Origin of the sequence: Bradyrhizobium erythrophlei, assembly GCF_042430365.1 — a bacterium.
Taxonomy (GTDB): Bacteria; Pseudomonadota; Alphaproteobacteria; order Rhizobiales; family Xanthobacteraceae; genus Bradyrhizobium; species Bradyrhizobium erythrophlei.
In genome coordinates, this window is the sequence record NZ_JBHMET010000199.1 from 1 (window position 1) to 24,164 (window position 24,164).

Annotated in this window: 24 protein-coding genes; 8 read left to right on the plus strand and 16 right to left on the minus strand. The window is 64.2% G+C overall.

Annotated elements, in window-relative coordinates; genetic code table 11:
• Positions 1 to 230: 230 nt before the first annotated feature.
• The 14 genes from ACFFWD_RS28970 to ACFFWD_RS29035 form a co-directional block, all read right to left on the minus strand.
• Positions 231 to 590, minus strand: coding sequence for a Zn-ribbon domain-containing OB-fold protein (locus tag ACFFWD_RS28970; protein ID WP_376971117.1), 360 nt, complete (start codon positions 588 to 590; stop codon positions 231 to 233).
• Positions 587 to 1,723 (minus strand): thiolase family protein, encoded by a 1,137-nt coding sequence (locus ACFFWD_RS28975; RefSeq protein ID WP_376971119.1) that lies wholly within the window; start codon positions 1,721 to 1,723, stop codon positions 587 to 589. Before ACFFWD_RS28975 ends, ACFFWD_RS28970 begins: the two co-directional genes overlap by 4 nt.
• A gap of 1 nt (position 1,724) precedes the next feature.
• On the minus strand, positions 1,725 to 2,891 hold the full coding sequence (locus ACFFWD_RS28980) for an acyl-CoA dehydrogenase family protein (RefSeq protein WP_376971122.1): 1,167 nt from the start codon (positions 2,889 to 2,891) through the stop codon (positions 1,725 to 1,727).
• Positions 2,892 to 2,903: 12 nt separating this feature from the next.
• On the minus strand, positions 2,904 to 4,106 hold the full coding sequence (locus tag ACFFWD_RS28985) for a CaiB/BaiF CoA transferase family protein (RefSeq protein WP_376971124.1): 1,203 nt from the start codon (positions 4,104 to 4,106) through the stop codon (positions 2,904 to 2,906).
• A 142-nt stretch (positions 4,107 to 4,248) separates the two neighbouring features.
• On the minus strand, positions 4,249 to 4,449 hold the full coding sequence (locus ACFFWD_RS28990; protein ID WP_376971126.1) for a hypothetical protein: 201 nt from the start codon (positions 4,447 to 4,449) through the stop codon (positions 4,249 to 4,251).
• A gap of 101 nt (positions 4,450 to 4,550) precedes the next feature.
• On the minus strand, positions 4,551 to 6,080 hold the full coding sequence (locus tag ACFFWD_RS28995; RefSeq protein WP_376971128.1) for a class I adenylate-forming enzyme family protein: 1,530 nt from the start codon (positions 6,078 to 6,080) through the stop codon (positions 4,551 to 4,553).
• Positions 6,081 to 6,097: 17 nt separating this feature from the next.
• Positions 6,098 to 7,267, minus strand: coding sequence for an acetyl-CoA acetyltransferase (locus tag ACFFWD_RS29000; RefSeq protein ID WP_376971130.1), 1,170 nt, complete (start codon positions 7,265 to 7,267; stop codon positions 6,098 to 6,100).
• Between the two features lie 45 nt (positions 7,268 to 7,312).
• Complete coding sequence (eda, locus tag ACFFWD_RS29005; RefSeq protein ID WP_376971132.1) at positions 7,313 to 7,963, minus strand: bifunctional 4-hydroxy-2-oxoglutarate aldolase/2-dehydro-3-deoxy-phosphogluconate aldolase; 651 nt, start codon at positions 7,961 to 7,963, stop codon at positions 7,313 to 7,315.
• Positions 7,960 to 8,916 (minus strand): sugar kinase, encoded by a 957-nt coding sequence (locus tag ACFFWD_RS29010; protein WP_376971134.1) that lies wholly within the window; start codon positions 8,914 to 8,916, stop codon positions 7,960 to 7,962. The genes eda and ACFFWD_RS29010 overlap by 4 nt, the downstream gene beginning before the upstream one ends.
• Positions 8,917 to 8,946: 30 nt before the next feature.
• A complete protein-coding gene (gene denD, locus ACFFWD_RS29015; protein ID WP_376971136.1) occupies positions 8,947 to 9,933 on the minus strand; it encodes a D-erythronate dehydrogenase in 987 nt (328 codons plus the stop codon).
• A 48-nt stretch (positions 9,934 to 9,981) separates the two neighbouring features.
• Positions 9,982 to 10,908 carry a carbohydrate ABC transporter permease gene (locus ACFFWD_RS29020; RefSeq protein ID WP_376971138.1) on the minus strand — a complete coding sequence of 309 codons (927 nt, stop codon included), beginning with the start codon at positions 10,906 to 10,908 and terminating at the stop codon, positions 9,982 to 9,984.
• Complete coding sequence (locus tag ACFFWD_RS29025; protein WP_376971140.1) at positions 10,901 to 11,860, minus strand: carbohydrate ABC transporter permease; 960 nt, start codon at positions 11,858 to 11,860, stop codon at positions 10,901 to 10,903. The genes ACFFWD_RS29020 and ACFFWD_RS29025 overlap by 8 nt, the downstream gene beginning before the upstream one ends.
• A 95-nt stretch (positions 11,861 to 11,955) precedes the next feature.
• Positions 11,956 to 13,275, minus strand: coding sequence for an ABC transporter substrate-binding protein (locus tag ACFFWD_RS29030; protein ID WP_376971142.1), 1,320 nt, complete (start codon positions 13,273 to 13,275; stop codon positions 11,956 to 11,958).
• Positions 13,276 to 13,351: 76 nt separating this feature from the next.
• Entirely contained in the window at positions 13,352 to 14,419 is a 1,068-nt protein-coding gene (locus ACFFWD_RS29035; protein ID WP_376971144.1) for an ABC transporter ATP-binding protein, read from the minus strand.
• A 206-nt stretch (positions 14,420 to 14,625) separates the two neighbouring features.
• On the opposite strand from ACFFWD_RS29035, the gene gntR reads away from it, so the two are divergent.
• The 8 genes from gntR (at position 14,626) to ACFFWD_RS29075 (ending at position 22,783) form a co-directional block, all read left to right on the plus strand.
• Positions 14,626 to 15,654, plus strand: coding sequence for an HTH-type transcriptional regulator GntR (gntR, locus tag ACFFWD_RS29040; RefSeq protein ID WP_376971146.1), 1,029 nt, complete (start codon positions 14,626 to 14,628; stop codon positions 15,652 to 15,654).
• A 212-nt stretch (positions 15,655 to 15,866) separates the two neighbouring features.
• Positions 15,867 to 17,705 carry an IlvD/Edd family dehydratase gene (locus tag ACFFWD_RS29045; RefSeq protein ID WP_376971148.1) on the plus strand — a complete coding sequence of 613 codons (1,839 nt, stop codon included), beginning with the start codon at positions 15,867 to 15,869 and terminating at the stop codon, positions 17,703 to 17,705.
• 123 nt (positions 17,706 to 17,828) lie between these two features.
• Entirely contained in the window at positions 17,829 to 18,563 is a 735-nt protein-coding gene (locus tag ACFFWD_RS29050) for an SDR family oxidoreductase (protein WP_376971150.1), read from the plus strand.
• A gap of 125 nt (positions 18,564 to 18,688) precedes the next feature.
• The gene (locus tag ACFFWD_RS29055) at positions 18,689 to 19,435 is read left to right on the plus strand and encodes an SDR family NAD(P)-dependent oxidoreductase (RefSeq protein WP_376971152.1); all 747 of its coding nucleotides are present in this window, start codon (positions 18,689 to 18,691) and stop codon (positions 19,433 to 19,435) included.
• A gap of 150 nt (positions 19,436 to 19,585) precedes the next feature.
• A complete protein-coding gene (locus tag ACFFWD_RS29060; RefSeq protein WP_376971154.1) occupies positions 19,586 to 19,996 on the plus strand; it encodes a GFA family protein in 411 nt (136 codons plus the stop codon).
• Between the two features lie 57 nt (positions 19,997 to 20,053).
• Entirely contained in the window at positions 20,054 to 20,734 is a 681-nt protein-coding gene (locus tag ACFFWD_RS29065; RefSeq protein ID WP_376971156.1) for a site-2 protease family protein, read from the plus strand.
• Between the two features lie 73 nt (positions 20,735 to 20,807).
• On the plus strand, positions 20,808 to 21,239 hold the full coding sequence (locus ACFFWD_RS29070; RefSeq protein ID WP_376971158.1) for a hypothetical protein: 432 nt from the start codon (positions 20,808 to 20,810) through the stop codon (positions 21,237 to 21,239).
• A 323-nt stretch (positions 21,240 to 21,562) separates the two neighbouring features.
• Positions 21,563 to 22,783: an ABC transporter substrate-binding protein gene (locus ACFFWD_RS29075; RefSeq protein ID WP_376971160.1), complete on the plus strand. Its 1,221-nt coding sequence runs from the start codon at positions 21,563 to 21,565 to the stop codon at positions 22,781 to 22,783.
• Positions 22,784 to 22,901: 118 nt separating this feature from the next.
• On the opposite strand, the gene ACFFWD_RS29080 is transcribed toward ACFFWD_RS29075, so the two are convergent.
• Together ACFFWD_RS29080 and exbD are read right to left on the minus strand one after the other, a co-directional pair.
• Complete coding sequence (locus ACFFWD_RS29080; protein WP_376971162.1) at positions 22,902 to 23,684, minus strand: TonB family protein; 783 nt, start codon at positions 23,682 to 23,684, stop codon at positions 22,902 to 22,904.
• 12 nt (positions 23,685 to 23,696) lie between these two features.
• Positions 23,697 to 24,161, minus strand: coding sequence for a TonB system transport protein ExbD (gene exbD, locus ACFFWD_RS29085; protein WP_376971164.1), 465 nt, complete (start codon positions 24,159 to 24,161; stop codon positions 23,697 to 23,699).
• Positions 24,162 to 24,164: the final 3 nt, after the last annotated feature.

Genomic DNA, 24,164 nt, shown 5'->3' on the forward strand with positions numbered 1-24,164 from the left:
GCAATGTACGAAAACAGCCCGCCCTGATCCACAAATGCGCCGCGCATGCGCCCCCCCCCCCACCGATTCGTGATAAAAAATTGAATCAGCAAATTCTCGCTACGGCGAGAGGTTTTTCAGCAGACTGCTAGAGCAATTTCGGTTCTGATTGAATCAGAACCGAAGCTCTAGATTCTTGTTTTGACGCGTTTTCCTCACGCGAACCGGCATCCACTTCGCTCGAAAACGCTCTACCGCGCCTTCTCGAAAAACGGAACCAGCCGACCGGCGAATTGCGTGAATCGGGCGGCGACCTTGTCGCCGATGGCGAGGCCGTTGTCGCCGTGAGCCATCATGCGGAACCCTTCGTCGGTGTCGACGAGAACGATGTTGTAGGGCACGTGCGCCCGTGTCTGCGGCGTCGCGGCACGGCAGACCAGCGAGGTCGCGTACACTGTGCCTGCCCCGCTCGCCTGATTCTCCGTCAGCTCGGTGGAGCCGCAGGCCGCGCAGAAGCCGCGGCGAAAGTATTGCCGCGCGCCGCACGCATTGCACGATTGATAGACGATCGCTGCCGCGCCCTTGGTCCAGTCCGCGATTGGTCCGCTCATCGCACCCGCTCCAGGAACATGCTGACATGCGACGACAGCACGCCGCCATCGCCATGCAGCAGTGCGACCGAGGCGTCGCGAACCTGACGATTGCCGGCGCGCCCGGTCATCTGCAGATGGGTCTCGACCAGATGCGCCATCGCGCCGCCGACACCGCAATGGCCGTAGCTGAGCAAACCGCCATGGGTGTTGAGCGGCATCTCGCCCGACCGGTCGAAATAGCCAGCCCGCACCCGCGCGGCCGCCTCGCCGCGCTTCGCCAGACCGAGATCCTCCAACAGCATCGCAAGCGTGATCGTGAAGCTGTCGTAGACGGCAGCATAACGCACGTCCGAGATCGCAACGCCGGAAGCCGCCTCGGCCTTGGCGATCGATATCTCCGCACCGAGCTCGCTTAGAGCCGGCGCGGCCGTGACGTGTTGGTGGGTATGCGCCTGCGCGCAGCCGCGGATCCGGACCCGCCGGTCGTCCGTCGCCTCGCGGCTGATCACGAACGCCGCGCCGCCGTCGGACACTGGGCAGCAGTCGAGCAGCTTGAGCGGCATCGCTACCGGCTTCGACGCCATCACGTCGGCGACCGTGATCGGCTCATGGAACTGGGCGCCGGGATGCGTCAGCGCGTGCTTGCGCATCAACACCGCGAATTCAGCGAGGTCTTCCTGCGTCACGCCATATTCGTGCATGTAACGTGTCGCGACGAGGCCGTAATAGGCCGGGATCGTCGGCCCCAACGTCACTTCGTAGACGGGATGACCGACCTGGGCGAGCGCCTGAATCGAGGCGTCGCGGCTTTGCCCGGTGAGGCGGTTCTCGCCGCCGACCACCAGCACATGTTTTGCAACGCCGGCATCGACCAGATGATGCGCCAGCATGGTCATTGCGAGCCCGGTGGCGCCGCCGACCTGCACGGCGTGAGCGTAAGCCGGGCGAATGCCGAAATGCTCGGCAAACACCGTCGCCAGCATGATGTGCGGCGAGACCGTGGAATAGCCGCAGAGGATCCCGTCGATCTCGGAGCGCTTCAGCCCGGCATCGGCAATGGCAAGCTCGGCCGCCTGGCTCATCAGGTCGAGCGAGGACGAGCCCTCATGCTTGCCGTAGGACGTCAGGCCGACGCCGGTGACGAAGCTCATCTCAGTACGACTTCGGAAGGCCGAGCACCTTCTCACCGATGAAGCTGAGGATGAGCTGCGGGCTGATCGGCGCGATGCGCGGGATCAGCGATTCCCGCAGGTAGCGCTCGACGTGATATTCCTTGGCGTAGCCGAAGCCGCCATGGGTCATCACCGCCTGCTCGCAGGCGTGGAAGCCGGCTTCCGCGGCAAGGTATTTGGCGGAGTTCGCCGCGGGCCCGCAGGGCAGGTTCTGGTCGTACTGCCAGCCGGCGCGCAGCACCATCAGCCAGGCGGCCTCAAGCTCCATCCAGCACTTCGCCAAAGGATGCTGGATCGCCTGGTTCATGCCGATCGGACGGTTGAACACGATGCGGCCCTTGGCATATTCCGACGCCCGCTTCAGCGCGATCTGGCCGAGGCCGACGGCTTCGGCGGCGATCAGGATGCGCTCCGGGTTCATGCCGTGCAGGATGTATTCGAAGCCGCGGCCTTCCTCGCCGATACGGTCCTCGAGCGGGATTTCAAAGTTCTCGAAGAACAGCTCGTTGGAGTCGACGGGCTTGCGGCCCATCTTCTCGATCTCGTGCACGGTGACGCGCTTGCGGTCGAAATCGGTATAGAACAGGCTCAAGCCGTGGGTCGGGCTCCTCACCTCCTCCAGCGGCGTGGTGCGCGCCAAGAGCAGCATCTTGTTGGCAACCTGCGCGGTCGAGATCCACACCTTCTGGCCGTTGACGATGTACTTGTCGCCCTGGCGCACCGCGCGGGTTTTGAGCTGGGTGGTGTTGAGGCCAGTGTTGGGCTCGGTCACCGCGAAGCAGGATTTGTCGCGGCCGTCGATGATCGGCGGCAGCATCCGCTCGCACTGCTCCTTGGTGCCGAACACGACCACAGGGTTGAGCCCGAACACGTTCATATGCACCGCCGACGCGCCGGACATGCCGGCGCCCGATTCCGAGATCGTGCGCATCATGATCGCCGCGTCGGTGATGCCGAGGCCGGAACCGCCATATTCCTCGGGGATGCAGATGCCGAGCCAGCCGGCGTCGGCCAGCGCGCGATGGAAGTCGGCCGGATAGCCGCCCTCCTTGTCCTTCTTGAGCCAGTAGGCGTCGTCAAAGCGCGAACAGATTTTCGCAATCGCGTCGCGGATCGATTCCTGGTTGGCCGAAAGTGCGAAATCCATGCGTGCTATCCTTTAGGTGTTGGGCGCAATCCTGGTGACGCCGTCGCGCACCATCACGTAGATCTCGTCCGCGGAGAACCCGGCCTCCCGCAAGATCTCCTCGCCGTGCTGGCCGAGCCGCGGCGCCAGCCGCTCGGGCTCCGCCTTCGTCTCCGACCACCGCGCCGATACTTTCATGTTGCGGATGCGGCCCTCCGTCGGATGCTCCGTGACCGGGAACACGTCAGTGGCGACGATGTGCGGATCCTGCAGCAGGCTCTCGAGATCGTGCATCGGCATCACGGGCACGTCGGCCTTTTCGAGGATCGCGTTCCACTCCGCCGTGGTCTTTGTCTCCAGGATGCGTGCGAGCTCGGCATAGACAATGTCGATATTGACGGCACGCCCGGCGAAGGTCGCAAATTTCGGATTGGTACGGAGGTCATCGCGGCCGGTGGCCTTGAAGAAGTTCTCCCACTGCTTGTCGTTGTAGACGATCACGCAGATATAGCTGTCGGATGTCTTGTAAGGCCGCCGGTCCGGCGACAAATGCCGCGCGTATCCCCCTTTGTCGAGAGGCGGATCGTAGGTCAGCCCGCCCATATGGTCGCCCATGACAAAGCCGGCCATGGTCTCGAACATCGGAATGTCGACGCGCTGGCCCTGCCCGGTCCGGTCGCGATGCACGAGGCTTGCGCAGATCGCGCCGACCGCGGTCAACCCCACGATGCGATCGACCAGCGCGTTCGGCACGTAGCGCGGCACGCCATCGGAGGTCTGCGCCATCAGCGCCGGCAAGGCGGTTGCGCCCTGGATCAGGTCGTCATAGGCGGGCTTCGCGGCATAGGGCCCGTCCTGGCCGAAGCCGAACACGCCGGCATAGATCAATCGCGAATTAACCTTGGAGACCACGTCGTAGCCGAGCTGCAGCCGCGCCATCGCCTGCGGACGCACGTTGTAGACCAGCACATCGGCCTTCGCGATCAGCCGCAACACCGCGTCGCGCCCGGCCGGCTGCTTCAGGTCGAGACAGATCGAGCGCTTGCTGCGGTTGGTATTGAGGAACACCGGCCCCATGCCGGGGTGCCGCGTCGGGCCGATCTGGCGCGTCACATCGCCATCGGGCGACTCCACCTTGATGACATCGGCGCCGTAGTCGCCGAGCATTTGCGTGGCATAGGGCCCCATCAGCACGGTCGTCATATCAACGACCTTGATGCCCTGCAGCGGTCCCATCGTCCTGTTCACTCCCGGTTGTTCTGGTTTGAGACCTAGTAACGGGAGGTTTTTGCCAAGATCAAGCTGCGCCGGGCGTATGGGCGTATGCGCGCGGCTGCCGGGGCGACGCGGCTGGCCGATCCGGGAGGCGGTCCGCAGGCTATTGTCCGGACAGCGCCTCGCGCGCTTTCAGCAGTTTTTCCAGCTCGGCATTCTGCTGTTCGATCCGCGCGGAAATCCGCTCTTCGACTTCGGCTCCGGACGCACCCGCGGCCTGCTCGATCAGCTGCCTGATATTGTCCCGGAGGATCGCGATGCGACTGTTCAGTTCCGGCAGAGACAAGGTACTTCCATTTCCCATGGTGCATTCTCCGGGGTGACTGGCCCCTACGAGGTTAGCGCGACTGAACGCAGCGGCCTATACCCGTTCCGTGTGTGCACCGCGGCGGTAGCGGATTAACCCTACTTCGCCATCATCTCCCGCAGCGACGTCTTCAGCACCTTGCCATAATTGTTCTTCGGCAGGGCATCCAGATAGACATACCGTTTTGGCCGCTTGAAGCGCGCAATCGAAGCCAGGCAATGGGCGTCGAGCTTGCCGTCGTCGGCGGTAGCGCCGTCCTCCAGGACGACGCAGGCAACGACGATCTCGCCCCAGTCCGGATCTGGCACACCAATCGCCGACACCTCGCGGACGTCGGGATGGGTCAGCAAGGCTTCCTCGACTTCGCGGGGATAGATGTTGGTGCCGCCGGAGATGATGACGTCCTTGGAGCGGTCCGACAGGGTCAGGAAGCCGTCGGCGTCCAGCCGGCCGACATCGCCGGTGCGCAGCCAACCGTCCTTCAGCGTCTCGGCATTGGCATTCGGGTTATTCCAGTAACCGAGCATAACGGTTAGGCCCTTGACCTCGATCTCGCCGGTCTCGCCTGCGGGCAACGGCTTGCCATCCTTGTCCGTGATGCGCACGGTGACGACGCTCTGCGCGGTGCCGACCGAGGCAAGCCGCTCGAGATAGCGCGGGTGGTCGCTGCGCTTGTGCCAGTCGCGCGACAGCGCCGTGATCGTCATCGGCGATTCACCCTGGCCGTAGATCTGCACGAAGCGCTGCCCCATGGTCGCGATCGCGTCCCTGATATCGGCTGTATACATCGGCCCGCCGCCATAGATGATGGTGCGCAGCCCCTCGCCGTTCTCGCCGCGCTTTTTCGCGGCATCGACCAGCCGCCGCACCATGGTGGGTGCCGCGAACATCACGACATTGTCGAGCTGGCGGCCGAGGTTGAGCACCTCGTCCGGGTCGAAGCCGCCGGACGCCGGCACCACGTGGCGGCCACCCATGCGGACATGCGGGAAATTGTAGAGGCCGGCGCCGTGCGAGATCGGCGCGGCGTAGAGCGAGGCGTCGTTCGGCGTCGCCGGATCGACGTCGGCGAGATAGCACAGCGACATCGCCACCAGATTGCCGTGGCTCAGCATCACGCCCTTGGGGCGGCCGGTGGTGCCCGAGGTGTAGAACAGCCAGGCGAGATCATTGGTCTCGCGCGGCAGCGGCGCCGGCGGCCCCTCGCCGCCCCGCATCGTCCTGAAGGCGTCGCTGTCGACCGAGAGCATGGTCATGCCGGCCGGACCATCCGCCTTCGCCTCGGTCAGCGCATCGATCGTATCGTCGGAGACGAAGGCGAGCTTCGCGCCGCCATTGTCGCAGATCCAAGCCGCCTCGCGGCCGTGCAGCTTGGCATTGATCGGGATCGCAACCGCCCCGATCCACCAGATGCCGTAGAGGCATTCGAGATATTGCGTGCAGTTGCTGGCAAACAGCGCAACGCGGTCGCCGGCGGCGATGCCGTGGTCACGCGCCAGCGCCGCCCCGATCGAGGCGGCGCGGCGCGCAAACGTGGCATAGTCGGCGTCGAGGTCGAAGCCGGTGAGCAGCGCCGGCGCCTCGGGGCGGGTCCGCGCCGTCGCCGCAAGCCATTCGGCAATGTTCATCGCCGAAAGCCCTGAACTTACTTCGCGGGCTCAAGGATCGAGACGTAGTTGGCGACCGCGGCGCCGCCCATGTTGAAGATGCCGCCGAGCTGCGCGTTCTTCAGCTGCATGCCCTCGGGCGCCTGGCCCGCGAGCTGCATCGCGGTCATCACGTGCATGGAGACGCCGGTGGCGCCGATCGGGTGGCCCTTGGCCTTCAGGCCGCCGGACGGATTGACCGGCAGTTTGCCGTCCTTCTGGGTCCAGCCTTCCATGATGGCGCGGGCGCCCTGCCCCTTCGGCGCGAGCCCCATCGCCTCATATTCGATCAGCTCGGCGACCGTGAAGCAATCGTGGGTTTCGACGAAGGACAGATCGGTGAGCTTGAGCCCGCTCTTCTGCAGCGCACGCTGCCAGGCGGTGGTGCAGCCTTCAAACTGCAGGATGTCGCGCTTCGACATCGGCAGGAAATCCTGCGCATGCGCGGTGGCGCGGACGTTGATCGCCTTGCCCATGCTCTTGGCGGTCTCGGCGTCGGTCAGCACCAGCGCGGCGGCGCCGTCCGACACCAGCGAGCAGTCGGTCCGCTTCAGGGGCCCCGCGACGAACGGGTTCTTGTCGCTCTCGGCGCGGCAGAACTCGAAGCCGAAATCCTTGCGCATCTGGGCGTAGGGGTTGGCGACGCCGTTCTTGTGGTTCTTGGCGGCGATCATCGCCAGCGCATCGGACTGGTCGCCGTATTTCTGGAAATAGGCCTGTGCGATCTTGCCGAACACGCCGGCAAATCCGCCGACAGTGTCGCCGTCCTCGGGCAAATAGGACGCCTTCAGCAAGTTCTTGCCGATCTCCGGGCCCGGGGTCCGGGTCATCTGCTCGACGCCGACGACAAGCACGAACTTGGCGGCGCCGCATTCGATCGCGCGGATGCCCTGGTGCACGGCAGCCGAACCGGTGGCGCAGGCGTTCTCGACGCGGGTCGCCGGCTTGAAGCGGAGCTGCGGATCGGCCTGCAGCACCAGCGAGGCGGTGAAATCCTGCGGCGAGAAGCCCGCGTTGAAGTGGCCGAGCATGATCTCGTCGACGTCGGCGGCGGAAATGCCGGCATCCGCCAGCGCCTCGGTCGCCACCTTCACGACGAGGCTCTCAACCGTCTCCGCGTCGAACTTGCCGAATGGCGTGTGCGCCCAACCCACAATGCTGGCGGTCATGACCTGATCTCCCTGTTCCGGTTCGGGGAGTTATGTAGCCTATCTTCAGCCGGCTTTCAGCGATTTCATCGCCCGCGCGCACATGGCGGTTATGCCGGCCCAGTTTCCGGCGCGGATCTCGGCGGCCGGGCAGAGCCAGGACCCGCCGACTGCCAGCACGTTCGGCTCGGCAAGCCAGGACGCCGCATTGGCTTCCCCAACGCCGCCGGTCGGGCAAACCTTGACGTTCGGGAACGGTCCGGCGAGCGCCCGCAGTGCCTTGATACCGCCGGCCTGCTCGGCCGGGAAGAATTTGACGACATCGAAACCGCGCGCCAGCGCCTGCATCAGCTCGGATGCGGTGGCGATCCCCGGCGCGAACGGCAGCCGGCCGGCCGCGGCGGCCTTCAAGAGCTCCGGCGTGGCGCCGGGACTGATGCCGAACCGGGCGCCGAGCGTCTCGGCGCGCTTGAGGTCGTCGCCGTTGAGGATCGTGCCCATCCCGACGATCGCCTCCGGCACCTCGGCGATGATGGCCTTGGCGGCCTCGACCGCAACCGGCGTGCGCAGCGTCACCTCGAGCGTCCGCACGCCGCCCGCGACCAGCGCCCTTGCAAGCGGCACGGCATCCGCGAGCCGCTCGATGGTCAAAACGGGGATCACGGTGGCCTGCCGGATCAGCTCGGCGATCTGGTCCTGTTTTGGTATCGCTGTCATTGGGAGGCCTTGCGCGCGTTGGATGGCCGTGGCGCCTTCTTCGGCGGCATGGCGTAGCGTGGAATGATGGCGCCGGGATAGCTCACCACGACGCCGGCGAGGCGATGGCCGGCGCGTGCCGCTTCCTGCGGATCGGCGCCGCCGAGACGCGCGGCGAGATAGGCCGCGGCAAAGCTGTCGCCGGCCGCCGTGGTGTCGACCACCGGCTTGGTCAGCGGCTCCGCCCTCACCTCGCCCGAACCGCCGGCATAGCGCAGGATGCAGTTCGGCTCGGCGAGCTTCAAGACGACTTCAGGGCTCGAGATGCCCGCAAGCAGTGCCGCGTTGCTTTCGCCGGGATAGAGCGGCGCCAGGTCCTCGGTGGAGGCGAGCACGATGTCGGCGTTCTCGAATGCGCTCGAGAAGACGTTGCGCGCGACGTGGAGGTCGGGCCAGCCGCGAGCACGGAAATTGGTGTCGAACGCAAAGCGCGTGCCCAAGAGCCGCGCATGCCTGAGTGCCGTCATCAGGCGCACCCGTCCGTCGTCCCTCAGGATCGAGAGCGTGATCGCGGAGAGATAGACGATGTCATAGCTCGCGAGCGAGTTCATGACGTCTTCCGTCTCCGGCAAATCCATCAGGCTGCGCGCGGCCGCGCTGTCGCGCCAGTGGAAAAAGCGCCGCTCGCCCTTGTCGTCGGTCTGGATCAGATAGAGCCCGGGCAGCTTGCCCGGCAGCCGTGCGACACGCTTGGTGCCGACGCCCTCCGCGGCCCAGCCCGCGATCATCTCATCGCTGAGCGCGTCGTCGCCGAGCGCGGTGATGTAGTCGACGTCGACGCCGAGCCGAGCTAGGTAGACGGCGGTGTTCAGCGTATCGCCGCCATAGCCGCGCGAATACAGCCCGCCGCTTTGGCCACCTTGGGCCTGCCGCAGCTCGATCATGCATTCGCCGATGCAGGCAACCCTGGTCATCTCAAAACCCGCACGAAACCCGGCGCGGCCTCAGGCCGCGAACTTGCCGCCGAGTTCGTCCTCGATGTGGATGCGGATGATGTCGTCGAACGTCTTCTCGGCGGTGGTGAAGCCGAGCTTAAGCGCGCGATCGGTGACGAAATCGCGCGGCCAGCCCGAGACGATACCGATGATGGTCGGGTCCGGCACCCGCTTGATGCGCGCGGTGACATTCTTGCCGGCCACGCGCTCGAGCGCCGCGATCTGCTCGCCGACCGCGACGGACATCCCGGGCATACTGAGATTGCGCCGCGGCCCGATCGCATTGAGGTCCATGGTGCCGGCATGCATTAGGAAGCCGACCGCCGATTTCGGCGAGGCGTGCCAGTGCCGCACATCCTCTGACACCGGCAGGATAGCCTCCTCGCCCGCGAGCGGCTCGCGGATGATGTTGGAGAAGAAGCCGGACGCCGCCTTGTTCGGCTTGCCCGGCCGCACGCAGATGGTCGGCAGGCGGATCGAGATGCCGTCGAGGAGGCCCTTGCGGGTATAGTCGTTGATGAGGAGCTCGCAGATCGACTTTTGCGTGCCGTAGCTCGTCAGCGGCGTATGGAAGAACTCGTCGCCGATCTTCTCCGGGAACGGCGCGCCGAACACCGCGATCGAGGACGTGAACACCAGCCGCGGCTTGTAGCCGCCCCCAACTGCACGGATCGCGTCGATCAGATAGCGCGTGCCGTCGAGGTTGATGCGATAGCCCTTGTCGAACTCGGCTTCCGCCTCACCCGACACGATCGCGGCGAGATGGAAGATCACATCGGGCCGTTCGGCGATCAACGGCGCCGCGGCGCCGGCATCGGCGAAATCGGAAGCGACGACATCGACCGGGATCGAGGCGTTGGCGGGCTTGGCCGGCGCGACCACGTCCTGCAGCGTCATCCTGGTGATGTCCTGCTTGCCGAGGCGACCTTCGCGCAGCAAACGTTCCGCCAGTTTGCGGCCGACCATGCCGGCGGCGCCGAGAATCAGAATGTGCAAGACCCAACTCCTCTTGATCGCAGATATCCAGACGCGGGCCTTACGCGCTCACTCTTTCACGGCGCCCGTCATCGCCGACACATAATGCTCGACGAAGAAGGCGTAAAGAATAACCAGCGGCAGCGAACCGCATAGCGCCCCTGCCATCAGCGAACCCCAGCGATAGATGTCACCGTCGACGAATTCGTTGACGATCGCAACCGGCACTGTCTTGTTCGGGGTCGATTGCAGGAACGTCAGCGCGTAGATGAACTCGTTCCAGCACAGCGTGAAGCAGAAGATGAAGGCCGAGATCAGGCCGGGAACCGCCAGCGGCAGCACGATCTTGATCAGGATCTGCCAACGGCTCGCGCCGTCGATCAGCGCGCATTCCTCGAGTTCGAACGGGATGGTCTTGAAATAGCCCATCAGCAGCCAGGTCGAGAACGGGATCAGGATGGTCGGATAGGTCAGGATCAGCGCCAGCGGCGAGTCGAACAGACCATACTGGAACACGACGGTCGCCAGCGGGATGAACAGGATCGACGGCGGCACGAGATAGGCCAGGAAGATCAGGCCGCCGACGAGGTTGGCGCCCTTGTAGCGCAGCCGTACGATCGCATAGGCCGCAAGCACGCTTGCGATGATCGAGAGGATGGTAGCGCCGATCGCCACATACATCGTGTTCCACAGCCAGTGCGGATAGTAGCTCTCGAACAGGAGCTTGTGGACGTGCTTGAAGGTCGGATTCCAGGTCCAGAACGGATTGAACTTGTCGAGATCGAGCAGCTGCTCGTCCGGCTTAATCGCCGTCAGCCCCATCCAGTAGAACGGGAACAGCAGGATGATGACGATGATCGACAGCGGGATATAGAGCGTCACGATCCGCCGCGGCACCGACTGCAGATAGCTCATGCCCTCGCTGTGATCGGCCGTTGGCGTCGAGCCCGTCAGAACGGCCTTGAGATCGATGGATCGGGTGGGCAGGTCAGTCATTGCTCTCTCCCTGCTGCCACTTCCGGCGCTGCAAGCCGAACCAGGAGACCATGATCGCGGCGAGCAGGAACGGGATCATGGCGCTGGAAATCGCGGCGCCCTCGCCCAATTGCCCCGCGATGATCGCGCGCTGATACGACAGCGTCGCCATCAGATGGGTGGCGTTGACCGGGCCGCCGCGGGTCATCGCCCAGATCAGCTGGAAGTCGGTGAAGGTGAACAGCACCGAGAACGTCATCACGACGGCGATAATCGGCGTCAGCAAGGGGTAGGTGATGTAGCGGAACATCTGCCAGCGCGACGCGCCGTCGAGGGTTGCCGCCTCGTAGAGCGACGGCTGAACCGTCTGCAGGCCCGCCAGCAACGTAATCGCGACGAACGGCACGCCGCGCCAGATATTGGCGAAGATCACACAGATGCGGGCCCAGGTGGTGTCGCCGAGGAAGTTGATGTTCTGGGTGATCAGCCCGAGATGCTTCAGCGACCAGGAGATGATCGAGAACTGCGAGTCGAAGATCCACCAGAACGCCAGCGCCGACAGCACTGTCGGCACGATGAAAGGGATCAGCACGGCGGCGCGCAGCAGCGCCTTGAACGGCATGCGCTCGTTGAGCAGCAGCGCCAGATAGAGGCCGACGCCGAACTTCACGGCGCTCGCGATGAAGGTGTAGAGCAGCGTGTTGAAGACCGAGAGCCAGAAGATGGCGTCGTCCCACAGCCATTCGTAGTTCTCGGAGCCGACGAAGTGGCCGACCCGGCCGATGCGGGCATCCGTGAACGACAGCCAGATGCCGAGCCCCAGCGGATACGCCAGAAAAAAGATCAGGAACGCCATCGCCGGCAACATGAACCAGAAACCGAGCCAGTTCTTGTTGTGCTTGAGCTGATCCCAGGCGGTCGCTTCGCGGATTTCGGTTTTCGCACGCCTGGGCGCAAGGGCGATGTCAGCCATGAGCGATGTCCCGATTCTTAAGGTGTCGAGCATGACCGCGTCATGCCCGAAATGTCGGCGCGGACGGCGGACCACCGCCGCCCGCGCCAATCTCGTCAGCGATATACGCGCTTCAACTGCCGCTCGGCCTCAGCGATCGCCGCCTTGGCATCCTTGGCGCCAGTGCAGTAATTGGCGAACATGTCGACCACGATGAAGTCGGCGATCGCGGTCGCCGCCTTCTCGCCGGGCGTACCGATGCCCGACGCGGGCAGCGCGCGCTTGGAGGCCTCGCGGAACACCGTGTTCTTCGGATCGGCGGTCCAGATCGGCGAGGATTCATAGGCGTTCAGCGTCTGGGTGAGATATCCCCGCGCGCCGGTTAGCCAGCTGTCGAACTGCTCCTTCTCGAGCATGAAGTCGATAAAGGCTTTTGCGGCGTTCGGATACTTGGTGAAGTTGAACGCCAGGATCGGAACCGCGAGCTGCAACTCCGTGGGCTTGCCGATGGGACCGACCGGGTGCAGCGCGTGGTAGGTGTCCTCGGCCAGCTCCTTCTTGGTCGGATCATCCTTGGCGGCAATATAGATCGAGATGCCGTTGAGGGTACAATACAGCTCACCGGCTAGGAACGCCTTGTTGTTGGATGAGTCGTTCCATGAGGCAACACCCGGAATGAAGGTTTCGGAAAGCGCCTTGCAATACTCCAGTGCCTTCACCGTCTCGGGCGAGTTGATGATGACTTGATCCTTTTCGTTCACGGTATAGGCGCCGTGACCCCAGAGGATCCAGTGCAGCCAGCCATTGGCGTCGCCACTGGCATGTCCGAGCGCAAAGCCGGCCGGCGTGTTATTGGCCTTCATCGCCTTGCACATTTCGAGGAAGCCCGGAAAATCTTTTGGGAATTCCTTGAAGCCCGCCTTGTCGGTCGCTGACTTGCGATAGGTCATGTAGCCGCCGATGGTGGCGACGGGAATACCGAGCCAATCGTCGCCGTGCTTGCAGGTCTTGGCCGCAGCATCCGTCCAGCCGCCATACTTCTTGCCGAGATAGTCGGCGACATCGTTCATTTTCAGGACTTTGGTCGGGAACAGCTGCGGCAGCGTGTGCAGGCCCCAAGCCAGGTCGAGGCCGGAGCCGGTGTTGGCGGCAACCGACGCTTTCGGCTGCACGTCCTCGAAGGACTCGGAGAACACGTTCATCTCGGTGCCGGTCGCCTTGGAGAATGCGGAGACGAGGGCGTTGAACGCGTCGTCTTCCGACGGCACGAAGCGCTTCCAGCGCATCAGGGTGAGCTTAGCACCGGGCTCCGCCTTAAACGGCGCGCTTTGCGCCCAGGCCTTTGCGAAATCGAACAGCGCGGGTCCCGTCAACATGCCGGTTGCGGCCAGCGCAGTGCCGCCCCGAAGCAGCGAGCGGCGAGTCAAGTCGTGCATCGTCCTACCTCCCTATGAATGTTCGTTATTGTTTTTAGACCCGGCTTGTTGGTCAGCCGTTGCAGTCGGAAATCAGTCAGCCATTCAGCCGCTTCCCGGTCGCGTCGTCGAACAGATGGACGAGCGAAGGATCGGGTTTGAGCCGGACCTTGTCGCCCGGATTGAACAGATGCCGCTCGCGGAACACCGCGACGACCTGCTCGCCGCCGAGGTTGGCGAACACCTGGGTCTCCGAGCCGGTCGGCTCGACCACGACGATCTCGGCTTCCGCGCCGTCATCGGCGAGCGTGAAGTGCTCCGGTCGCACGCCGTAGACCGCGGGCTTGCCGTCGGAATTGGCCGGCGCCGATTTCAGCGGCAGCTTGACGCCGTTCGGCCCCTCGAAAAAGGCTGCGCCGTTCACCTTGACCTTGCCCTTCAGGAAATTCATCGCCGGCGAGCCGATGAAGCCGGCGACGAACTGATTGGCAGGCGTGTCGTAGAGTTCGAGCGGCGACCCCATCTGCTCGACGATGCCGTCATGCATGACCACGATCTTGTCGGCCATGGTCATGGCCTCGATCTGGTCGTGGGTCACGTAAACCGTCGTGGTCTTCAGCCGCTGGTGCAGTTCCTTGATCTCGGTGCGCATCGCAACGCGCAGCTTGGCGTCGAGGTTCGACAAGGGCTCGTCGAACAGGAACACCTGCGGATCGCGCACGATGGCACGGCCCATCGCGACGCGCTGGCGCTGGCCGCCGGACAATTGGCGGGGATAGCGGTCGAGCAGCGGCGTCAGCGCCAGGATTTCCGCGGCGCGCTTGACGCCGGTCGAGATCTCCTCGGCCTTGGCACCGCGCAGCTTGAGCGAGAAACCCATATTGTCGGCGACCGTCATGTGCGGATAGAGCGCATAGTTCTGGAACACCATCGCGATGTCGCGCTCTTTGGGCTGGACATTGTTGACGACGCGGTCGCCGATCGAGATCGTGCCTGATGTGATGTTCTCGAGGCCCGCGAGCATGCGCAGCAAGGTCGACTTGCCGCAGCCGGACGGGCCGACCAAGACGACGAACTCGCCGTCCTCGATCGGGATCGTCACGCCGTGCAGGACCTCGAAATTGCCGAACGACTTCCGCACGTCGCGAATCTGGACCGACGACATCCACTTCCCTCCTCAATTTCCCGGCGATGTACGACGAGTGCCGTGACCGCTCTGTTTTTCGTCCGGCTTCGCTGGTTCCGAAGCCCGGTTGGACTGATGTTATTGTCCGCAGTTTATCCGGTTTTGGCAATTGTTCGATTAGCAATGCTATGGTAGCGCTGTCAATATCAGTTTATCCTTTGCGGTGCCTGTGATATGAGCGGCAAATGGCACGGAAGCGCATCACACCCGGCAAGATCCGATTAGCCGAAGTCGCCAAGCTGGCTGGCGTCAGCCCGATCACGGCATCGCGCTTCTTCCGAACTCCCGAAGCCCTGTCGACCGGCAAGCGCGCGCGGGTCGAAAGCGCGGCAAAAGAACTCGGCTATGTGCCGAACCTGGCCGCCAGGGCACTCGCCTCGCAGCGAACCGAGGTGATCGGCGTCCTGATCCCCTCGCTGACCAACAACGTGTTCTCGGACGTTTTGCGCGGCATCTACGACGCGATCGACGGCAGCCGCTACAGCATCCAGCTCGCCAATACGCGCTACAGCATCCTGCAGGAAGAACGCCTGCTGCGGCTTTTCCTGGCACAGAAGCCGGCCGGCCTGATCGTGACGGGCATCAATCAGACCGCGGATTCCCGCGCTATCATGGAATCGGTCGATTGCCCGGTGGTGCAGATCATGGAAATCGGCCCCTCGCCGGTCGACATGATGATCGGATTCTCGCATTTTGACGCATCCAAAGCGGCCATATCCCACCTCCTCGAACAGGGATACCGGCGGATCGGCTTCCTCGGCGCGCGCATGGACCCGCGGGTGCAGCGCCGGCTCGACGGCTATCAATCGGCGATGAACGAGATCGGGCGGTTCGATCCGCGGCTCATTGTCACCACGGCGGTGCCGACCTCGGTGACATTAGGCGGCACGCTGTTCGCGGACCTGCTCGCCAAGGCGCCCGACATCGATGCCGTGTTCTGCGTCAATGACGACCTCGCGCTCGGCGCGCTGTTCGAATGCAAGCGCCGGCACATGGCGGTGCCGGATCAGATCGCCATTGTCGGCTTCAACGACCTCGAATTCATGTCGTCCAGCGTGCCGACGCTGAGCAGCGTGCGCACCAACCGCTACGAAATGGGCAGGAACGCTGCCACGATGGTGATCGAGACGCTGGAGGGACACCGGCCGGCCGAGCCGGTGGTCGACCTCGGCTTCAGTGTCATGAAACGGCAAAGTTCGACCCGCCGCGCCTGACCGCGGCCCGCCGGCGTCAAATTCCGGGGGTCGAAAATGACAAAATGATAGCGCAACCAAGCGCCTTCAACTAAGGTCCAATTCCGCCGGTGATGACACTCCTTCGTGATCGCGGGCTTTGTAACGCGCGACGATTGGCGCAAGGTAGAAACCAGAGCCCGTTGAATGGGCCATCGCGAGTTTGCATTGCGGGAAGCACCGGGAGAGCACCAATGACAAAGCCCCACAGCAACGGGCACGACGCCGCAGGCCACAAGGACAGCGGCAAGGGCCGCAAACTCCGCTCCCAGGAATGGTTCAACAACCCGCATAACCCGGGCATGACCGCGCTCTATCTCGAGCGCTATCTGAATTACGGGCTGACGCGCGAGGAGCTGCAGGCGGGCAAGCCGATCATCGGCATCGCCCAGACCGGCAATGATCTGTCGCCCTGCAACCGTCACCATCTGGAACTGGCGCACCGGGTGCGCGAAGGCATCCGCGCCGCCGGCGGCATCGCGATGGAGTTTCCGACCCACCCGATCCAGGAGACCGGCAAGCGCCCGACCGCGGCGCTTGACCGCAACCTCGCCTATCTCGGCCTGGTCGAGATCCTGTTCGGCTATCCGCTCGACGGCGTCGTGCTGACCACCGGCTGCGACAAGACCACGCCGGCCTGCATGATGGCGGCCGCGACCGTCAATCTGCCCGCGATCGTGCTGTCGGGCGGGCCGATGCTGAACGGCTGGCACGACGGCCAGCGCACCGGCTCCGGCACGGTCGTGTGGAAGGCGCGCGAGCGACTCGCGGCGGGCGAGATCGACTACGAACAGTTCATCGAGATCGTGGCCTCCTCCGCGCCCTCGGTCGGCCACTGCAACACCATGGGCACGGCCTCGACCATGAACTCGCTCGCCGAAGCGCTCGGCTTCTCGCTCCCGGGCTGCGCCGCCATCCCGGCGCCCTATCGCGAGCGCGGCCAGATCGCCTACGAGACCGGCAAGCGCATCGTCGAGATGGTCTGGGAGGACTTGAAGCCCTCCGACATCCTGACCCGCCAGGCCTTCGAGAACTGCATCGTGGTCAACTCCGCGATCGGTGGCTCGACCAACGCGCCGATCCATATCAATGCGCTGGCGCGCCACGTCGGCGTCGAGCTGTCGATCGACGACTGGCAGAAATACGGCCACGACGTGCCGCTCATGGTGAACATGCAGCCGGCCGGCTTCTATCTCGGCGAGGAATATCACCGCGCCGGCGGCGTCCCGTCAGTGGTGCGCGAACTGATGAAGCACAAGCGCATCCATGAGAATGTCGTCACCGCGAACGGTCGCACCATGGGCGAGAACTGCAAGGATGCGCCCAATCCCGACGGCGACGTGATCTGGAACTACGACAAGCCGCTGGTGAAGGACGCCGGTTTCCTTGTCTTGCGCGGCAATCTCTTTGATTCCGCGATTATGAAGACCAGCGTGATCTCCAAGGAATTCCGCGACCGCTACCTCTCCAACCCGAAGGACCTGAACGCGTTCGAAGGCCGCGCCATCGTATTCGAGGGGCCGGAGGACTATCACAACCGCATCGAGGATCCCGCGCTCGGCATCGACGAGCGCTGCATCCTGTTCATCCGCGGCACCGGCCCGATCGGCTACCCCGGCGGCGCCGAGGTCGTGAACATGCAGCCGCCGGCCGCGCTGATCAAACGCGGCATCCTGTCCCTGCCCTGCATCGGCGACGGCCGGCAGTCCGGCACGTCGGGCTCGCCATCGATCCTCAACGCCTCGCCAGAAGCCGCCGCCGATGGCGGGCTCGCGATCCTGAAGACCGGCGACAAGGTCCGCATCGACCTCAACAAGGGCAGCGCCAACATCCTGATCTCGGAGGATGAGCTGCGGACGCGCCGCGCCGAGCTGAAGGCCAAGGGCGGCTTCCCCTACCCGGCACACCAGACGCCGTGGCAGGAGCTCTATCGCTCGACCGTCGGCCAGCAATCGACCGGCGCCTGCCTCGAACTCGCGACGCGCTACCAGAACATCGCGGGCACGGTCGGCGTTGCCAGAGACAACCACTGACGTATCCGTCATTGCGAGGAGCGACGCGACGAAGCAATTCATGACCCCGCACGTGGAGAAATGGATTGCTTCGCTTCGCTCGAAATGACGGAGTAACCCAAGACGGAATCCAGGGAGAATTGAATGTCTGATCGCCTGAAGGGCAAACGCGCATTCGTGACGGCGGCGGCCGTCGGCATCGGGCGCGCCTGCGCGCTGGCCTTTGCCCGCGAGGGCGCGACCGTATTCGCAACCGATATCGACGAGGCCAAGCTCGCCGCGCTGAAGAGCGAGGGCGTCGCTGAGGTGGCGCGGCTCGACGTGCGCGACAGCGCCGCGGTTGCTGATGTGGCCAGGCGCGCCGGCAAGACCGACATCCTGCTCAATGCCGCGGGCTTCGTGCATCACGGCAGCGTACTCGATTGTTCCGACGAGGACTGGGACTTCTCCTTCGATCTCAACGTCAAGTCGATACACCGCACGATCCGCGCCGTCCTGCCAGGCATGCTCGCGCAAGGCGGTGGCGCGATCGTCAACATCTCCTCCGCCGCGGGCGTGTTCAAGGCGGCCCCCAACCGCTACGTCTACGGCGCGACCAAGGCTGCGGTCGCGGCGTTGACGCGCTCAGTCGCAGTCGACTTCATCACCAAGGGCATCCGCTGCAACTGCATCTGCCCCGGCACCATCGAGACGCCGTCGATGCTGGACCGCGCCGCCGCCGCAGGCCCGCAGGGGAAAGAGATGTTCATCGCCCGCCAGCCGATGGGCCGGCTTGGCACCGCCGAGGAGATCGCCTCGCTTGCCGTCTATCTTGCCAGCGACGAGAGCGCGTTCACGACCGGCGTCGCGCACGTCATCGACGGCGGCTGGACGCTCTGATTCACCCTCATCCCGAGGAGCCGCGCAAGCTGCGTCTCGAGGGATGGGCTAACGGGCCTCGTGGTTCGAGACGCCGCGTTCCGCGGCTCCTCACCAGAGGGACTTACACGGGAGGACGTAAATCAATGAACAAGATCGACCTCAACGGACGCGTCGCCGTCGTCACCGGCGGTGCCCAGGGCTTTGGCCGCGCCATCGCCGAGCGCTTTGTCGCCTCCGGCGCCAGGGTCGCGATCTGGGACCATGACCTCGCGCTCGCGGAGAAGACCGCAAAGGCGATCGGCGACAACGTCACCGCGTTCAAGGTCGATGTCACCGACCTCGCCGCGGTCGAGGCCACGCGCGACGCGACGCTGAAGGCGTTCGGCCGGATCGACATCCTCGTCAACAATGCCGGCGTCGCCGGCGTCAACAAGACGGTCTGGGAAACCGATCTCGAGGAGTGGCGCAAGGTGCTGCGCATCAACCTTGACGGCCCCTTCATCTGCTGCAAGGCCGTGGTGCCGGTCATGCTCGGCCAGAAATACGGCCGCATCGTCAACATCGCCTCGATCGCCGGCAAGGAAGGCAACCCGAACGCCGCGCACTATTCGTCGTCGAAGGCCGGCCTGATCGCGCTGACGAAATCGCTTGGCAAGGAGCTCGCCCAGCACGACATCCTGGTCAATGCGGTGACGCCGGCGGCCGCGAAGACCGCGATCTTCGACCAGATGACGCAGCAGCATATCGACTTCATGCTGTCGAAGATCCCGAAGGGCCGCTTCGTCCTCGTCGAGGAGCTCGCCGCGATGGTGGCATGGCTCGCCTCGGAGGATTGCGCCTTCTCGACCGGTGCGGTGTTCGACATCTCCGGTGGCCGGGCGACATATTAAGTTCCTACAAGGTGCCATCGATTTCCCGTCACCCTGAGGAGGCTGCGGAGCAGCCGTCTCGAAGCGCGACGGGCCACCAGCCGGGCCGTTCATTCTTCGAGACGCGCGTTCCGCGCTCCTCAGAATGACGGAGTTGGAGCGGAGCAAGTCATGACCAGAGAAGGCGGCTGCCTCTGCGGCGCGGTCCGATTCAAGGCGGAGGGCGAGCCGCTCAACGTCCGTGTCTGCCATTGCCGTATCTGCCAGAAGGCAATGGGCTCGCCATTCTTCGCCCGGGCACAGTTCGACCCGCGCGCGCTGACGATCGAGGGCGAGATCGCGAGCTACGCCACCTCGGCGGCGATCGAACGGGTGTTCTGCAAGGTCTGTGGCACCAGGCTGTTTTCCCGCCGCACCAACGGCACCGCAACCGGCGTCGCGCTGGCGACCTTCGACGACCGCAACGCCTTCGCCCCGACCGAGCACATCTGGGTCTCCGAGAAGCTGCATTGGCTTTGTATCGACGACGGCCTGCCGCAATATCAGGAGACCTTGCCGCCACCGGCGGGTGGAAAGACGTAAACAAATCCGTGCTAGCCTGACGATTATCCGGTCCCGGGCGAGGCAAGGCGGCGCACATTGAACATCTCCCTCTATGACATCTCGGTCTGGGTGCTGCCGCTCCTCGTCGCCATCACCTTCCACGAAGCCGCGCACGGCTTTGTCGCGCACCGGCTCGGCGACAACACCGCCTGGCAGCTCGGCCGCGTCTCCTTCAACCCGCTGAAGCACATCGATCCCTTCGGCACGATCATCCTGCCCGGCGTGCTGTTGCTGTCGCATTCGCCGTTCCTGTTCGGCTACGCCAAGCCGGTGCCGGTGAATTTCCGCAACCTCAACCATCCCAAGCTCGACATGGTGTGGGTGGCGCTGGCGGGTCCGGCAACCAACATCGTGCTGGCGACCGCAGCGGCGCTGGCATTCCACGCGCTGCCCTTTGTGCCGGCCGGCGCCGCGCAGTGGACTGCTGACAATCTGAAAAACGCGTTCCTGATCAACATCGTGCTGGCGATCTTCAACATGATGCCGATCCCGCCGCTCGATGGCGGGCGGGTCGCGGTCGGCCTATTGCCCCGGCCGCTCGCCTATCCGCTGTCGCGGCTCGAGCCCTACGGCATGCTGATCCTGATCGGGCTCTTGATCCTGCTGCCCGTGATCGGCGCCCAACTCGGCCAAAATCTTGATGTTATTTCCGTGATACTGCGGACATTGACCGGTTATGTGATCCAGGCCCTTCTCCTGATCACCGGAAACACATAAGTTTTGCGAGCGATCCGGAACGGGCGACCGGTTCCCATCCTTTCGGATCCTGCGCGGGGAACGCATCGAGGCCATGGTGATCAAAGCCGCCGATATGCTGATTGCGCGACGCGCCGATACCAGGGCGCGGGCAGACTTTGCGACCTGGAAAATGATGGCCAAGCTGAACGGCGCATCCGCCCTGCCCCCGGAGGCGCAAAACTTCCTCGCCAGCTACAAGAAGCTGCTGGAGACGATGGGCGAAGCCGAGGCGAGCGAGGCCACGATCCAGCTGATGTACCGCAGCTACTATGCCGAAATGGGCGGTGCCGGGACGCCGCCCGAGGTGCCCGCCCGGACGCGCGAGCCAGCCGCCGACACCGGCAACGTCACCACCTTCCGCCGCCTGCCCAACAAGCCGAAGCCGGGCGCCTCGAACCCGAACGCGAAACGCCCCATGCCGGTGGCGCTGATCTTCGCCTGCCTCGTCGTGGTCTACGTCGCGATCAGGTATTACTGGCGGTAGGCGCCGCCTTCCGCAAATTGCGACTGGTACACTCAATTCCGTCATCCCCGCGCAACGGCTTTGCCGTTGTCGCTGGAGGAGCGCGCAGCGCGTCTCGAAGGATGCACGGCCGAACTGTTGGAGCTGGGCCGTCGTGCTTCGAGACGGCCGCTGCGCGGCCTCCTCAGCATGACGGGGTTAGATTGCAATCGCTCCCATTCAACACCCGCATCACGGAATATCCGCCCGTCGGACGTTTGGCCGCTCCTTCCTAGGCGTGGAACCGAATGCCGGGCATAATGCACGGACAAATCAATGAGCTCACAAGAGCATTTGGAGGGGAAATGAAGCGTTCCATTGCAGCCTTTGTCATGACCACGAGCCTGATGTTCGCCGGCAGCGCATTGGCGCAGACGATGGACAAGGTCGTCCGGGTCGGCAGCCTCGGCGACCAGTCCGGCCTCTACCAGGACATCGGCGGGCCCGGCTCGACGGTGGCGGCGCAGATGGCGATCGAGGATTCCGGGTTGCTCGCCAAGGGCTGGAAGATCGACGTGATCGCGGCCGATCATCAGAACAAGCCCGACGTCGGCGTCAACATCGGCAAGCAGTGGATCGACGTCGAGAAGGTCGACGTATTCGTCGACCTCGCAAGCTCGGGCGTCGGGCTTGCGATCGCCAACCTCGCCAAGGAGAAGAACGTCGTCAACCTGAACTCGGGCTCGGCGTCGTCAGACCTCACCGGCGCGCAGTGCTCGCCGAACACGGTGCACTGGGTCTACGACACCTACATGCTGGCCAACGGCACCGGCAAGGCGCTGGTGAAATCCGGCGGCGACACCTGGTTCTTCCTCACCGCAGACTACGCCTTCGGCCAGGCGCTCGAGCGCGACACCGCAGCGGTCGTCACCGTCAACGGCGGCAAGGTGCTCGGTAGCGTCAAGCATCCGCTCAACAACGCCGACTTCTCCTCCTTCCTGCTGCAGGCGCAAAGCTCGAAGGCCAAGATCGTCGGCCTTGCCAATGCCGGCGGGGACACCACCAACGCGATCAAGCAGGCGGCCGAATTCGGCATCGTCGCCGGCGGCCAGAAGCTTGCGGGCATGCTGATGTTCCTGACCGACGTCAACTCGCTCGGCCTCAACGTGGCCCAGGGCCTGAACTTCACCGAGACCTTCTACTGGGATCTGAACGACCAGACGCGCGCCTTCTCGAAGCGCTTCATGGAGCGCTTCAAGAAAAATCCGCCGACCATGGTGCAGGCCGGCGTCTATTCGTCGCTGATCCACTACTTCAAGGCGCTGGAGGCGCTCGGCGGCAATCCGCATGACGGCCGCGCGGTGGTCGCCAAGATGAAGGAGCTGCCGACCGACGATCCCCTGTTCGGCAAGGGCACGATCCGCACCGACGGCCGCAAGATTCATGCGGCCTATCTGTTCGAGGTGAAGAAGCCACAGGAGTCGAAATATCCGTGGGACTACTACAAGCTGGTCGCGACCATTCCCGCGGATGAAGCGTTCCTGTCGCTGGAGAAGAGCGTCTGCTCGTTGGTGAAGAAGAGCTGAAGAGTTGGGAGGCGTAGGGTGGGCAAAGGCGCGTGAGCGCCGTGCCCATCTACATTCCGCTCGCAATGGTGGGCACGCTTCGCTTTGCCCACCCCACGCACCTCTGACCTACCCCCGCTCACTTTGGCTTCTTGAACTTCACGTCCAGGCTGAATGCGAACTGATCATCAGTGAGTTCGGCCGGCGGCGCGGGAACCGGGTCGGAGCGGCGAATCATTGAGATCGCCGCTTCGTCGAAGGCCGGATCTCCCGACGACTCCGCGATCGCGACGTTGACGACGTTACCGCGGCGGTTGAGCACAAGGCTGACCTTCACCGTCGTCGTCTTGCTCTTGTTCTCCGGATAGCGCTTGTGCAACTCGAAATAGGCGCTGATCTTCTTGCCCCACTTGGCCGTCAGCCCCAATCGATCTTTGCCGATCCCGGGGTTCGGTGCCTTTGCGGTCTCCGCCTCGCGTGCGGCTTCGTCCAGAGCCTTTCGCGAAGTTGCTTCCGCGGCCGGCGAATAGTCCTGCGCGTTGGTCTCAACGGCGGCGACCTTGGCGTCCTCTTCCTTGGGTTTCTTGGTGTTGTTCGGCGTGACGATGCGATCGGGATCGTCGGCCTCCATTGGCCGATCCTGCGGAAGCTCAGCGTCCTTGACCTCCGCCTTCTGCTGCATGACTTCCTGCTGGGCCTGGGACGCCTCGGAATCCGGTCCTGGCGGCAGCTCATCATCAGGCACTTTTGGTGACGCGAGCTCGACGGCGTATTCGGCACCGGCGGCGCCGAGGCCCTCATCGCCATCGTCGCTGCGCAAATTCGCCAGCGCCAGCGCCGCACCGCCCAGATGCAGCGCCAGCGCCACCACCGCGGCGATCACCCAGAGCTGTTTTGATGACCGCTGATCGAGATCAGACATCGCCGTCCGCCGTCAGGGTTTAGCCAGTTCCGACTGTGGCGCCGCGGGGGCAGCCGGAGCGCCCTCGAGCGCGACAAGCTTGACCCGCGTGTAGCCACCGGCGCGCAGAATTTCCATCACGCCCATCAGTTCACCATAGGGCACAACCCGATCGGCGCGCAGGAACACGTATTTGTCCTTGCTCATGTCCGGCAAAGCATCCAGCTCCTGGACCAGGTTGATCCGCTTCACCGGGGTCTCGCCGATCGCAAGCCCGAGATCAGGCTTGATGCTGACATAGGTCGGCTTGTCCGGCTTCTTCTGCGGCATCGCCGTCGAAGTCGGCAGATCGATCGGCAGGTCGACCGTCGAGAGCGGAGCGGCCACCATGAAGATGATCAGGAGCACCAGCATCACGTCAATGAACGGCGTGACATTGATCTCATGCGATTCGGCGAAATCGTCGTCGCCGTCATTGTCTGTGATCGAGACCGCCATCGC